Below are 13,238 nucleotides of genomic sequence, written 5' to 3'. Positions count from 1 at the left end.
AAGAATGACGGCTCTTCCTAAATTCATGAGAGCTGTCAAAAAATGGAAAAAGGAACAAGGGAGAAAATAATGCTTAAAAAACCACTCATTTTGCCTGAGGGGTTTCCGTTCATCCTGGCGACGATGGCTCTGGCCTGCTTCTTCTTCTGGATGAAATGGTATTACCTGGCGGTGATCCCCCTCGTGATCTCAGTGTATTTCACCTATTTCTTCAGATGCCCGCCGCGCAACGGGAAAATCCCGCCCGGAGACGATGTGCTCGTTTCTCCGGCCGACGGTACCGTCGTCGACGTGTCTGATGATGTCTATGAGTACACATACCTGGGAGAAAAATGCCATAAGATCACGATTTTCCTCTCAATCTTCGACGTGCACTGCAACCGCTCGCCGATGGCAGGGGAAATCAAGTACCAGTCGTATGTTCAGGGCCGCTTCATTCCTGCCTATAAGGACGGAGTCGGCTTTGAAAACGAGAGAGGCGCGATCGGCATAGAAGGACGCGACCGCTCCATCCTGGTCATTCTGATCGCGGGTATCCTTGCCCGCAGGGTCGTTACCTGGAAGAACCTGGGCGATACCCTGAAAAAAGGAGAATTGTACGGGATGATCAAGTTCGGCTCATGCACAGAATTATACATACCGGGAGAGTGTGAGATCTGTGTGAAAAAGGGAGACAAAGTCAAGGGCGGACTGACAGTAGTAGGGAGGCTGAAATAAGTGAATAAATCTTGGATTGCCAATGCCGTGACAGCAACGAATGCGCTGTTCGGCGGATTGTCCATTATGATGTCCGTATCAGGACATTACCAGCTGGCAGCTGTATTCATACTGATTGCCATGGTGGCAGATGCTTTGGACGGGCGCGTAGCCCGCGCTCTGCATACGGCAGGACCGATGGGCGTTGAGCTCGATTCCCTGTCCGATGATATTTCCTTCGGCATTGCCGCAGGAACACTGATGTATGCATACCAGCTGAAAGATCTGGGAGCTCTGGGATTCATTCCTTGTGCGCTTCTCGGCACATTCTGCGCTTTCCGCCTGGCACGCTTCAATGTGAAGGTCAGCGCTGTACACGGCTACTTCGAAGGACTGCCATGTCCGACGACAGGCGTCATCGTGGCTGCTTATGTCCTTTCCGGCATCAAGATCTGGAACTGGCTCGCCATGCTCTGCGTCCTCGCACTCGCATTCCTGATGGTCAGCGAAATCCACTATCCGGACAACAAAGGCGCAAGCGCCGATCAGCTTCACCTGCCGGCTCTTCTTGGATGCCTGGCATTCTTCTTGATCTGCACGATTATTTACTGGCCTGCATGGGCAGCCGTTCTCTGCGCAGCTTACATTATTTTCGGTATTGTCAATACATACCTCAACCGTCGCAAGGCTAAGAGAAAACAGCGCCGTCTGAGAATGAAACGCAGGGCGCAGGCTCAAAACGGAGACGCTGAAGGAAACGTACAATGAACCATTACCTCGATATAATCATGTTCCCTATACAGCTGATCGTGGCCTTCTTCACGATTTACTACACGGTCATCGCTGTATTCGGCATGTGGCATCGAAAAGAAAGAAATCTGGCGGATCCCGCCAGCAAATTTGCGATCGTCATACCAGCGCACAATGAATCGGCCGTACTGTCGGACCTTCTGGAAAACCTGAAGCTCCTGAAGTACCCGAAGGAACTCTATGACGTCTACGTCATCGCGGACAACTGCACGGACAATACGGCAGACATCGCCCGCGAGCACGGAGCTTTCGTCTTTGAAAGAACCAATAAGGAACTCGTCGGCAAAGGCTATGCCATGGACTGGGTATTCCCGAAGATCTTCGCATTGAATAAGAATTACGATGCGTTCTGCGTCTTCGATTCGGATAACCTTGTTCACCTGGATTTCCTTGCCGTCATGAACAACCGTCTTCTCAAAGGCCAGAAAGTCCTTCAGGGATACCTGTCTGCCAAAAATCCGACAGATACATGGGTATCCGGCACATTTGCCATTGCCTTCTGGACGATCAACCACCTCTGGCATCTGGGCAAGTACAATATGGGACTGTCCTCCTGCCTTGGCGGCACAGGCATGTGCATTTCCGCCGACATCGTCAAGAAATACGGCTGGGGCTGCGACTGCCTGACAGAAGACATGGAATTCTCCATGAAGTGCCTCTCTCACGGCATCCGCACCTGCTGGGTCCATGACGCTATCATCTATGATGAAAAGCCGCTCGGATTCATGGCATCCTGCCGTCAGAGAAAGAGATGGGCGCAGGGCCAGTTCGACTGCTCCGAACGTTACATCCCGATCCTTTTCAAAGAAGGCATCAAGAGACACAGCATCGTCATCTTAGATGGCATCATGCAGCTTTTGCAGAACTATTTCCTCGTCCTCTCCACGTTCTACCTGGTGATGACATATATCAATATGTTCTATCCCTGCTTCACAGTCATCCTCTACAACGATGTGCTCGTGCCGAAGCAGTTCTGGGCCGTCATCGGATTCATTCAGTCCATCGTCCCACTCATCGTTCTTCTGCAGATCGAAGTTCCGCCTAAGATTTATCTTTACTGGCTGATCTACCCGATCTTCATGTACTCCTGGATTCCTGTCACACTCCTTGGATGGAAGGACAGACATAAAAAAGGATGGGTTCATACCATTCATACCAGAAGCATGCATTTTGAACAGGCAAGTCTGACACGAAAGAAAGAAATAGGGCAGTAATGGCAGGGCCGGTCAAGTGATTCATTCATTTGGTCGGCTCTTTTTACATGCTTCTATCAACTCTTGACCGAAATTGTATAGAATCTTTTCCATGTTTTTGTTAAAATAGATACGAAACAAAGTACAGCCTTTGAGGCTTTTTTTAGAAGTGACAGGTGGACTATGCATATATTCATGACAAATGACGACGGCTTTGAATCTCCCGGTATTATTGAAATGGCAAAGAGACTTGCCAGGCTGGGCAGGGTGACGGTCATTGCACCGAACCGCGGGAGAAGCTCCTGCTCCAGTTCCCTTTCTCTCCAGACGTACCTGCGCATGTGGAAGAAGGAAAGCTATGGAGAAAATATTACGGTATTGTCCTGCAACGGCACGACAGCAGACTGCTGCAAGCTGGGGCTGGAACACTGGCTCCGTAATGACAAGCCGGATCTCATCGTTTCCGGCATGAACAACGGACTCAATAACGGCAGCGACTGCCTTTACAGCGGTACCATCGCAGGCGCCATGGAAAGCATTTTCCTCGGTATCCCTGCGATTGCGCTTTCCGCAGAAACGGTCAAGAAACCGGAATACCTGGCCAAGGCCGCAGACTTTGCTTTCGAAGTCGTGAAGAAATATTTCGTCGACTCCAGCTACAAGGGCATCCTTTCCCTCAACATCCCGAAAGAAGAGGAACATATCGGATGGAAGGATCTGAAAATTACAAAGCTCGGTATCCAGCGCTATGACAATGCGATCCGTGAAATGAAGGATCCGTCCGGCCATCTGGGCTTCTGGCTTTCCGGCACGATGCTTCCTGATGCCGTTCCGGATACAGATGTATTCTGGATCCACAGGGGATACCCGACACTGACAGCGCTCACATGGAACATGACAGACACAGATAGACTGGCAGAAGTCAAGGAAATCGCTGATACAGAAAAATAAGAATCGAAACAAGAATTCAAGAAGGGCTGTAGGAATGGCGGCATTTCCACAGCTCTTTTGCATTGCCAAATGTCCATATTTCTAAATTTTTCTATTGACTAACACCCCAGGGGGGTGTAGTATATAGCCGTAAGAAGTAAGGATTTCAGAAAGATCGGTGATGCAAATGGCAGAAGATAAAGAAATGGCATGCGAAGGCTGCCGCCATACGGAACGTACGGAAAGAGAAAGAAGCAATCTGATGAAGAGGCTTCGCACGATTGAGGGACAGATCCGCGGCATTGAGAAGATGGTCGAGAATGACGCGTACTGCCCGGATATTGTGATGCAGGTTTCCGCCGTTTCCAATGCATTGAACAGTTTCAACAAACTTCTTCTCGCGGCCCACATCCGCGGCTGCGTGACGGAAGACATCAAGGAAGGCAAGGATGACAAGGTCGATGAACTTTGCACCATGCTGCAGAAACTGATGAAGTGATTTCTGGTCCAAATACAGCGGCCTTGCCGCTATGAAGGGGTGATTCAAGTGAGTGAGAAAGAAAATAAATGCCAGTACATGGTGACGGGCATGACCTGTGCAGCCTGCCAGGCTCATGTGGAAAAAGCCGTCAGCAAAGTGCCGGGCGTCGATAAAGTGACGGTCTCCCTTCTGATGAATTCCATGTCTGTCGAAGGATCGGCCAGTGCTGATTCCGTCGTTGCTGCTGTCGAAGCGGCAGGCTATGGGGCCAAACCCATGGATAGTGAGGTCAAGAGCGGATCTACTTCAGGATCGCTCGCAGCCGAGGAAGAAGCGCTGAAGGACAGGGAGACGCCGAAGCTGAAGAAGAGACTTATCCTCTCGCTCGTATTCCTGGCCGTCCTCATGTACCTTTCCATGGGACACAATATGCTGGGATTTCCTGTTCCGTCCTTCCTGGATGGAAATTACATCGGGCTTGGCATCACGCAGATGATTCTTGCGCTGATTGTCATGTTCGTGAACCGTGCATTCTTCACGTCCGGTTTCCGTTCCCTCTTCCAGGGAGCGCCGAATATGGATGCGCTTGTTGCTCTCGGCTCGGGCGTTTCCTTCCTGTGGTCGCTCTCCGTCCTCTACAAGATGACGTACTTTGCGATGCAGGGGGAATCGATTGATATGCTTTACCGCGGGCAGCTTTACTTTGAGTCTGCGGCCATGATTCCGGCCCTGATTACCGTCGGAAAGCTTCTGGAATCGCTCTCCAAGGGACGTACGACCGATGCTTTGAAGGGGCTTATGAAACTTGCGCCGGAGACGGCGAATATTGAGCGGGACGGCATGGTCGTGACTGTCGGTATCAGCGAGGTCAAGCCTGGCGATATCTTCGTCGTCAAACCGGGCGAATCCATTCCGGTCGACGGGGAAATCATAGAAGGCGAGACGGCCGTCGATGCATCTGCCCTGACCGGCGAATCCGTTCCTGTCGACAAGGGAGCAGGCGATACTGTCAGCACCGCAACAATCAATACGACAGGCTTCATCCGCGTCAAAGCAACGCGTGTCGGTGAAGATACGACATTCTCCCAGATCGTCCACATGGTGAGCGATGCAGCTGCTACGAAAGCGCCGATTGCGCGCATTGCAGATAAAGTATCCGCTGTCTTTGTTCCAGCCGTCATCGGGGTTGCCATCGTCGTATTCATCATCTGGAAATTCCTCGGTGCTGATACGGCGACTGCTCTTGAATACGCAATCTGCGTACTCGTCATTTCCTGCCCCTGCGCACTGGGCCTGGCAACACCGGTTGCCATCATGGTCGGAAACGGCATGGGCGCCAAGAACGGCATCCTTTTTAAGACGAGCGAGGATCTTGAAAACGCAGGCAAGGTCAAGATCGTTGCCCTGGATAAGACAGGCACGATTACGACCGGCCGTCCTGAAGTGACGGACATCGTTCCGGCCGAAGGCGTCAGCGAGGAAGAACTCCTTACGACTGCTTACTCTCTGGAAGGAAAATCCGAGCATCCTCTGGCCCGCGCCATCGTCGAAGAAGGGGAGAAGAGAAACCTTAAAGCACATGCTATGGATAACTTCCGCATCGTTTCAGGAAGCGGGCTTCTTGCCAGCGATGAAGGCATTTCCGTTCACGGCGGATCCCTTGATTATATTTCCACCTATGTAAGCCTTGGCAGTCTCAAAGAAAAGGCAGAAGCGCTTGCCGATGAAGGAAAGACGCCTCTCTTCTTTGAAAAAGGAAAGAAACTCCTCGGCATGATCGCTGTCGCCGATGCGATCAAGGAAGACTCTGCAAGAGCCATCCGTATGCTCCATGATATGGGCATCGAAACCGTCATGGTGACCGGCGATAATGAAAAGACAGCGAAAACGATTGCCAAAAAGGCAGGCGTTGACCGCGTCATTGCGGGCGTCCTTCCTTCTGGTAAGGAAGAAGTCATCCGCGAGCTGCAGAAACGCGGCAGGGTTGCCATGGTAGGCGACGGCATCAATGATGCGCCGGCCCTGACCCGTGCTGATACAGGCATAGCTATCGGTGCAGGCACGGATGTAGCTATCGATTCTGCCGGTATCGTACTTATCAATTCGCGCCTGACGGATGTGGCGGCAGCTATCCGCCTTTCCAGAAAGACGCTGAAGAATATTTATGAAAACCTGTTCTGGGCATTTGCCTACAACGTCATCCTGATTCCGGTTGCAGCCGGCCTTTACCCAGGTATCCACATGAGCCCGATGTGGGGCGCGGCTGCCATGTCCCTTTCAAGCTTCACTGTCTGCATGAACGCGCTCCGTCTGAATTTCTTCAAGATGAAGGATGGGGAAGAGAGCGGGGAAGCTACGAAGGGAAATACTCCTGTAAAGGAAGCTCCTGTTCCTAAGAAAGAAGCACCGAAAACAGCAAGCGCTCCTTCCAAAGATAATCTCAAGAAGGAAGTGCTCCATGTCGAAGGCATGATGTGCGAAAACTGTGAACGTCATGTGAAGGAAGCTTTAGAAGCGCTGCCATTTATAGAAAGCGCAAAGGCCGATCATGTGAAAGGCACGGTAGATATTACCTCCGACGGGGAGCCGGACAGAAAAGCGATGGAAGATGCCATTTCCAAAGCAGGATATACATTGAAAGACGAACCTTCCACTGAAGGAAAGGCGACAGTCCTCGTAGGCGGGATGATGTGCGAAAACTGCGAGAAGCATGTGAAGAAAGCACTCGAATCTCTGCCGTTCATCGAAAGCGCCAGTGCCGATTATACGACCGGGCGTGTGGCCATTACTTACAGCTCACAACCCGTAGAGGAAGAGATGAAAGATGTCATTTCCAAAGCGGATTATGAATATCAGGGAATAGAATTCCCAAAGGAGGAAAACAAGATGAAAGAAACAGTTAAGATTGAAGGCATGATGTGCAATCATTGCGAAGCCACCGTCAAGAAAGCTCTCGAAGCATTGGACGGTGTAGACAGCGCTGAAGTATCCCACGAAAAGGGTACTGCCGTCCTCTCCGTGAGCAAGGCAGTCGCAGACGCTGATATCCAGAAGGCCGTCGAAGACAAGGACTACAAGTTCGTCGGCATCGAAAAGTAAGAAAAGCAGAAAGAGGATGCGGGCTGGAAGGCTCTGCATCCTCTTTTTCATTTTCAGCGGTAATAGAAGCTGGGAAGGCAATAAAAAAGATCCCGCATTGGGATCTTCTCTGTGGTGCCGGAGGCGGGACTTGAACCCGCACGATGTTGCCATCGCCAGATTTTGAGTCTGGTGCGTCTGCCATTCCGCCACTCCGGCATATCAACAAAAGTTATTTTAGCATATGACTGGAAGATTCGTCAATGGTCATTGAAAACGATTCATTTTGACCTTTTTATTTTCATCACTTCATCAGCGTGCTATGATAGTATATATTAGCCGAAAAAGAAATGAGATGGTCATATGTTCAAATTACTGCTTCTGGGCCTTCTGGCTCTCTTCAGCCTGTATCGGCTGCATGAAAATTATGATTTTCTGACACTTTGCGCAACGGCCATCGTCGTTGCCGCATTTTCGCTTTCCTGTCTCCATTTATGGAGAAGAAGGTAGGAGGGGCGCTGCCCCATAGAAGAAGGGCCTGGCCCTAAGGAGGGATTTCTTTTGGATGTAAAAACATTAGCATGGCAGGAAAAAGAGACGGTAGTCAGCCTTCGCCGTCATTTCCATGAAAATCCGGAATTATCGCAGAAAGAATTCAAGACGATGGATACCATCGAGGAATTCCTGCACAAGTATGGCATAGAAACAGTCAGAGTGCCGCACGGCGGCGTATTCGGCTTCCTGGACAGCGGGAAACCGGGTTGGACGATGCTCATGAGAGCAGACATTGATGCGCTTCCCATCAAGGAAGACCCCGTCAATATGGCAAAGGAAAGAGTCTGCATTTCAGAAAATGAAGGCATCATGCATGCCTGCGGCCATGACGGCCATATGGCGATGCTCCTTACCGAAGCCAAAATCCTTGCCCAGCACAAGGATGAATGGGAAGGAAAGATCGTCTTCATGTTCGAAGAGGCTGAGGAAATGGGGGAAAGAGGCATTGCGCCGCTTCTCCGCTACCTCCGCGATAACAAAATCCATATCGATACCTGCTTCGGCACCCATGTCATGTGGAATCTTCCGGCAGGAAAGGTCGGCATCCTTTACGGAAGTGCACTGGCCGGAGCTTACTTCTTCCGCGTGAAGCTTCACGGGAAGAGCGGCCACGGATCCCGTCCGGACATGGCACAAAGCCCGATCGAATGCTTCATTTCCATTGCGAGCGAACTTCGTTCCTACCGCATGCGTGCCGTCGATCCGTCCGACAGCCTGACATACTCCTTCGGATGCGTGCAGGCAGGCCATGAACCGAATATCATTCCGGATGAATTGATGTTTGCAGGCACCGCCCGCTGCACAAAGAATGACGACGGCCTTGCTTTCCGCGATACCTTCCTCAAAGTGACGAAGGGCATTGCCGAGCTCCACGGCCTGACGGCAGAAATCGTCGAAGACCAGTACTTCCCGGTTACCGTCAATACGAAGGAATGCGTCGATCTTGCCAGAAAATCTGTCACTGAAGCCCTTGGAAGCGATGCGCTTGATCCGGACTGCCCGATGTGGATGGCCACGGAAACCTTCTCCATTACGGAATCGACATATCCGGGCGTCTTCTTCTTCACCGGCATCAATGATCCGGAAGTCGGAAGCGGAAGCCCGCACCACACACCGAAATTCGACATTGCAGAAGACGGCCTCGTCACAGGCGTTGCCGCCGCTCTTGCCTATGTCACAAGAGCTCTGGCAGAAAAGCCCGAAACACCGTTCTTCCATCCGACGGACCTTGAAAGCATGCTGAAATTAACCTGATCAATAAAAAATAAAGCCTCCCGTAATTTATAGATTATTTATGGAGGCTTTATTTTTTTGTTCTTTTCTATGGAAACGCCTTCGATAAAGTCCTATAATATAGATAGATAAAGAAATGGTTTCGGAAAGAAGAAGGCGATGATCATGTTAAGTTCAATTGTATTGATACTCGGGAGTCTGCTCTTCATTGGCGCAGGCATATTCTGCATCCTGCAGCCGGAGATCTCGCTTCTGATCGTTGGTTGGTATATCGGATTCGTACTCGTCCTGGGCGGCGCGCTCCAGATAATCCGCTTTTTCCAGATTGATCCGGGCTACCGTTCCTTCTGGCATCTGCTTATTGCCCTGCTCGACGTAGTATTCGGCATCTGGATGCTTGTCAGCATGGTATTCACGCTGGTTGCCTACATGCTTCCGCTTATGTTTGCCATCTACATCCTGCTCCGCGGCATCCTGATGATCGTACTCCGGAAGAAGAAAGAAAAGGAAATGAAGCACTCTTCGCTTTACATGCCTGTAGCTATCATTGAAATCCTGATCGGCGCAGCCCTTGTTTTGAGACCGGATGCAGCAAGCATCATCTTCATGTACTGCGTAGCACTGGCACTCATCTGGACCGGCATCTCGACATTCATGATCTGGAGACAGAGCGAAGCAGCTGACGATTCTGAATCATAAAAGCAATTGTAAAGGGACTATGATAAAATGTGCAATCATTTTGTCACAGTCCTTTTTTCGTGAACAGTATCAATTTCAGGCAATAAAAAAACCGCAGCGCCATCACTACGGTTTTTCTTCGGAAAAGAATTAAGCCTTTTCTTCCATTGCTTCTTTGTAAGCTTCCTTTGCTTCTTCCTTAGCTTCTTCTTCAGCTAATTTAGCTTTTTCAGCCTGGATTTTAGCAACAGCAGCCTGTACATTCGCGTTCAGACGGGATTTCTTACGAGCTGCGGCATTCTTGTGAATGACGCCTTTCTGAGCAGCGCTATCGATAACGCTTACAGCAGCACGGATAGCTTCGTCCTGGTTTTCCGTAGCAGCAGCAGCGACAGCTTTCTTAACGGAGCTGTGGATTCTGGATTTAATAGCAGAATTTGCAGCCTTCTTTGCAGCGTCCTGTCTCATGCTTTTCATATTGGATTTAATCTGTGGCAATGATTTCACCTCCCGTCTGCATTATTCATACCATGACATTCTATCATATTTCATCAATCAAGGCAAGAAATTTTCTGAAAATTCAAAAGGTACGATGTTTTGCGGAAAAGACGGGAAAAGTCAGGGCGAACAGGAGAATTTTGTTTGAATCGAAGTATGTCTTTTTGTACAATAGAAATGTAAGAGCCGGAGGTTCCGGTTCGGAAGGAGACCTTATGCTATTCGTCGGAGTAGATCTCGTCAAGATAGAACGCTGGGAACGGATTCTGGAGAAATTTCCTGCCAGGGCAGAGAAAATTTTCACGCCGGATGAAATTGCCCATTGCGAAAAGAAAGGAAAGAAGCGGGCTGAGTCCTATGCGGCTCTCTGGGGAGCCAGGGAAGCGGCCGGCAAAGCGCTGGGAATCGGCATCTTCGGATCGGCCTGGCAGGATGCCTATGTCACATGGTCCAAGTGGGGAGCACCGGAGCTTCATCTGAAGGGCACGTTTGAAAAGCGGGCCAGGGAGCTTGGCGTCACGGAAATGTCGATTTCCATTTCGCATGAAGATCATATGTCCATCGCGGTGGTCGTGATGGCAGGAGGCAAATCATGATTCTGACAAGTACGGCGGAGTCCAGGCTGCTGGACAAGATCGCTATGACAGAGTACGGACTGCCGGAAGCTGTCCTGATGGAAAATGCAGGACGCGCTGTCGTCAGCCGCATGAGAGAGTTTACGGACTGGGAAGGCGCATTCACTGTCATTGTCTGCGGCACGGGCAATAATGGCGGGGATGGATTTGTCAGCGCCCGCTATGCAAGAGGCGCAGGCGCCAGGGTCCTGGTCATCCTCATGGGGGATCCGTCCCACATGGGAGAGTCGGCAAAGATGTACCGGAAGACGGCTGAGAAGATGGGGATTCCTGTCATTGAGGTGATGGAAGCAGAAGAAGCGGTTCCCTACCTCTATGATGCGGATATCATCATCGATTCTTTGATTGGAACGGGCCTTGCAAGCAAAGTGAAGGGCGAGAAGGCAGCGCTCATCGATATCATCAATGACACGGATGCGCTCGTCGTTTCGACCGACATTCCAAGCGGCCTTGTGACGGATACGGGAAGACCGGCAGGGACGGCTGTCAATGCGGATTTCACCGTCGCTCTGGGTTCGGTGAAGCGCGGGCATGTCCTTTATCCGGGAAGCGAGCATACGGGCCGTCTTCTCTTTTCGCCGATTGGCATTCCTGAGGAAGCATCCGAGGATTTCCCTGTCCGCCTTCTTTTCAGGGAAGACATCGCGCCTCTTCTTCCTGTAAGGAATCAGATTTCCCATAAAGGAAAGAACGGATTCCTTGGCATTTTTGCAGGGTCGTCCGGTATGGAAGGCGCAGCCCTCCTTGCGGGGCAGGGCGCCCTCTATGCAGGGGCCGGCAAGACAGCCATCATCACGACAGGCGATGCTGCACCCATCATGGCAGGAAAGTTCCCTGAAATCATGGTTTCCTCCATCGGAAACGGTCCGCACTTCACGGAAGACATGGCGGAAGCTGCCCTTGAGAAGGCCAAGGCGTATGACGTCATCGCCATCGGGCCCGGCATCGGCAGGGATGAGGAAACGGTGAAGTTCGTGAAGAAAATGGTCGAAAACTTTGAGAAGACGATCATCCTTGATGCGGACGGGCTCTACGCGGCCGCCGAGGCGAAGATCGATTTCAAGTCCTGCCCGGGCCGGTTGATCCTGACGCCTCATGTGGGAGAGTTCGCAAGGCTGACAGGCCTTTCTGCTTCCGAAATCGAGGAGAAGAGGATTGATGCTGCGTCCGATTTCTCCAAGAAGAACCGTCTCGTCCTTGTCCTTAAGGGCGCGCCTACGGTCATCGGCCTTCCTGACGGCCGCTCCTACGTCAATACGACGGGAAATCCAGGCATGGCGACAGGCGGCATGGGAGATACGCTGACAGGTGTCATCGGCGCGATGGCGGCGCAGGGCATGAGCCCGTCTTCCTCGGCAGCGGTCGGCGTCTATCTTCACGGCCTTGCCGGAGATCTGGCGGCAGAAACGACGGCGGTGGGTTACCGCGTGACCGATCTGGCACGCCTCCTTCCAAAGGCAAGGGCGCAGATCACTGAAATGGATGAATAGTAGTTGGGGGTATTAAAGACTGGGGGATTTTATGCATTTATTCAAAAAGTTAGCAAAAGCATTTATGATCATCCTTCTGGCAGCTGTCACAGGCTTTGCACTGGCAGGCTGCGGGGGAAGCGGCGCATCATCAAGCTCAGCGAAAGCGCCGGCAGCAGGCGCTGCAAAGACGCCGGCCAAACCGGGAGACAAGCTCATTATCCGCATGCTCGATATCGGGCAGGGCGATGCTTTCCTTCTTGAAAAGGACGGCAAGTTTGCCATGATCGATACAGGCGATGTCGAACACAGAGAGGCACTCGTGAAGTACCTTCATGAATACGGCGTCAAGGAATTATCCAATGTCATCATCACGCATCCGCATGCCGATCACATGGGCGGCATGAAGGCTGTCTTCGACAATATCAAAGTCGACAACATTTATGACGACGGCGTTCCGACAAATACGAATACGTACAAGACTTACCTGAAGAATATCAAGACAAAGAACATCCCGTTCCATATTCCGAAGGCCGGCGAAACGATTGCTCTCTTTGACGGCGTTGATTTCCACGTAGCAGGACCGGTCAGTGAAATCACGGACCAGAAGGGCCGCCCGGATCTCAATAATAATTCCATCGTAGGAAAGCTGACATACGGAGATTTCTCCATGCTCTTTACAGGGGACGCAGAGAAGGAAGAAGAGTCTGCCATCCTCAAGAGCGGCTTTGGTCTGAAGAGTGATGTCCTCAAGGTCGGCCATCACGGCAGCCGCACAGGCACGACGCCTTCCTTCCTGAAAGCAGTCGCTCCCAAGGAAGCATTCATTTCCTGCGGACAGGGCAATGATTACGGCCATCCGCACAAGGAAACGATGACGAAGCTTGAAAATGCAGGCATCCACATTTTCCGCACGGACCGCGACGGCACTGTCATACTCACGACGGACGGAAGCACGTACCAGATTGCAAAGGAGCACTAA

Annotated in this window: 13 protein-coding genes and 1 tRNA gene; 12 read left to right on the top strand and 2 right to left on the bottom strand. The window is 51.2% G+C overall.

Going from position 1 to position 13,238, the window contains the following annotated elements; all coding sequences use genetic code 11:
* Positions 1-69: 69 nt before the first annotated feature.
* The 6 genes from M3200_RS05830 (at position 70) to M3200_RS05805 (ending at position 7,209) form a co-directional block, all read left to right on the top strand.
* Positions 70-717, top strand: coding sequence for a phosphatidylserine decarboxylase (locus M3200_RS05830; protein WP_022382607.1), 648 nt, complete (start codon positions 70-72; stop codon positions 715-717).
* Positions 718-1,464 (top strand): CDP-diacylglycerol--serine O-phosphatidyltransferase, encoded by a 747-nt coding sequence (gene pssA, locus M3200_RS05825; RefSeq protein WP_022382606.1) that lies wholly within the window; start codon positions 718-720, stop codon positions 1,462-1,464.
* The gene (locus M3200_RS05820) at positions 1,461-2,720 is read left to right on the top strand and encodes a glycosyltransferase family 2 protein (protein ID WP_022382605.1); all 1,260 of its coding nucleotides are present in this window, start codon (positions 1,461-1,463) and stop codon (positions 2,718-2,720) included. The genes pssA and M3200_RS05820 overlap by 4 nt, the downstream gene beginning before the upstream one ends.
* A 162-nt stretch (positions 2,721-2,882) precedes the next feature.
* Positions 2,883-3,650, top strand: a complete 768-nt coding sequence (gene surE, locus M3200_RS05815; protein WP_022382604.1) for a 5'/3'-nucleotidase SurE — start codon at positions 2,883-2,885, stop codon at positions 3,648-3,650.
* Positions 3,651-3,816: 166 nt separating this feature from the next.
* On the top strand, positions 3,817-4,128 hold the full coding sequence (locus M3200_RS05810; protein ID WP_022382603.1) for a metal-sensing transcriptional repressor: 312 nt from the start codon (positions 3,817-3,819) through the stop codon (positions 4,126-4,128).
* Between the two features lie 48 nt (positions 4,129-4,176).
* Entirely contained in the window at positions 4,177-7,209 is a 3,033-nt protein-coding gene (locus tag M3200_RS05805) for a heavy metal translocating P-type ATPase (protein ID WP_022382602.1), read from the top strand.
* Positions 7,210-7,321: 112 nt separating this feature from the next.
* Here M3200_RS05805 and M3200_RS05800 read toward each other — a convergent pair.
* Positions 7,322-7,407, bottom strand: a tRNA-Leu gene (locus tag M3200_RS05800).
* 144 nt (positions 7,408-7,551) lie between these two features.
* Between M3200_RS05800 and M3200_RS05795 the strand changes: the two genes are divergently transcribed.
* From M3200_RS05795 to M3200_RS05785, 3 genes are all read left to right on the top strand, one after another.
* A complete protein-coding gene (locus M3200_RS05795; RefSeq protein WP_157952103.1) occupies positions 7,552-7,698 on the top strand; it encodes a hypothetical protein in 147 nt (48 codons plus the stop codon).
* 51 nt (positions 7,699-7,749) lie between these two features.
* Positions 7,750-8,997 (top strand): M20 metallopeptidase family protein, encoded by a 1,248-nt coding sequence (locus M3200_RS05790; RefSeq protein ID WP_022382601.1) that lies wholly within the window; start codon positions 7,750-7,752, stop codon positions 8,995-8,997.
* Positions 8,998-9,141: 144 nt separating this feature from the next.
* Entirely contained in the window at positions 9,142-9,675 is a 534-nt protein-coding gene (locus M3200_RS05785) for an HdeD family acid-resistance protein (RefSeq protein ID WP_022382600.1), read from the top strand.
* Between the two features lie 129 nt (positions 9,676-9,804).
* On the opposite strand, the gene rpsT is transcribed toward M3200_RS05785, so the two are convergent.
* Positions 9,805-10,161 carry a 30S ribosomal protein S20 gene (gene rpsT, locus M3200_RS05780; RefSeq protein WP_370803393.1) on the bottom strand — a complete coding sequence of 119 codons (357 nt, stop codon included), beginning with the start codon at positions 10,159-10,161 and terminating at the stop codon, positions 9,805-9,807.
* A gap of 206 nt (positions 10,162-10,367) precedes the next feature.
* Here rpsT and acpS point away from each other — a divergent pair, with 206 nt between their 5' ends.
* From acpS to M3200_RS05765, 3 genes are read left to right on the top strand one after another with little or no spacing between them, the layout of a single operon-like run.
* Complete coding sequence (acpS, locus tag M3200_RS05775; protein WP_022382598.1) at positions 10,368-10,748, top strand: holo-ACP synthase; 381 nt, start codon at positions 10,368-10,370, stop codon at positions 10,746-10,748.
* Entirely contained in the window at positions 10,745-12,277 is a 1,533-nt protein-coding gene (locus tag M3200_RS05770) for a bifunctional ADP-dependent NAD(P)H-hydrate dehydratase/NAD(P)H-hydrate epimerase (RefSeq protein ID WP_022382597.1), read from the top strand. Before acpS ends, M3200_RS05770 begins: the two co-directional genes overlap by 4 nt.
* A 31-nt stretch (positions 12,278-12,308) precedes the next feature.
* Positions 12,309-13,238 (top strand): ComEC/Rec2 family competence protein, encoded by a 930-nt coding sequence (locus M3200_RS05765; RefSeq protein WP_022382596.1) that lies wholly within the window; start codon positions 12,309-12,311, stop codon positions 13,236-13,238.

Source organism: Dialister sp. CAG:357, from assembly GCF_000435155.1.
Lineage (GTDB): Bacteria > Bacillota > Negativicutes > Veillonellales > Dialisteraceae > Dialister > Dialister hominis.
The sequence above is the reverse complement of the archived record's forward strand: the minus strand, read 5'-3'. Positions and strand labels throughout refer to the sequence as shown.

Coding starts and splice junctions, on each gene's coding strand:
- M3200_RS05830 (WP_022382607.1), top strand. CDS start 70: ATGCTTAAAAAACCACTCATTTTGCCTGAGGGGTTTCCGTTCATCCTG.
- M3200_RS05820 (WP_022382605.1), top strand. CDS start 1,461: ATGAACCATTACCTCGATATAATCATGTTCCCTATACAGCTGATCGTG.
- surE (WP_022382604.1), top strand. CDS start 2,883: ATGCATATATTCATGACAAATGACGACGGCTTTGAATCTCCCGGTATT.
- M3200_RS05810 (WP_022382603.1), top strand. CDS start 3,817: ATGGCAGAAGATAAAGAAATGGCATGCGAAGGCTGCCGCCATACGGAA.
- M3200_RS05795 (WP_157952103.1), top strand. CDS start 7,552: ATGTTCAAATTACTGCTTCTGGGCCTTCTGGCTCTCTTCAGCCTGTAT.
- M3200_RS05785 (WP_022382600.1), top strand. CDS start 9,142: ATGTTAAGTTCAATTGTATTGATACTCGGGAGTCTGCTCTTCATTGGC.
- acpS (WP_022382598.1), top strand. CDS start 10,368: ATGCTATTCGTCGGAGTAGATCTCGTCAAGATAGAACGCTGGGAACGG.
- M3200_RS05770 (WP_022382597.1), top strand. CDS start 10,745: ATGATTCTGACAAGTACGGCGGAGTCCAGGCTGCTGGACAAGATCGCT.
- M3200_RS05765 (WP_022382596.1), top strand. CDS start 12,309: ATGCATTTATTCAAAAAGTTAGCAAAAGCATTTATGATCATCCTTCTG.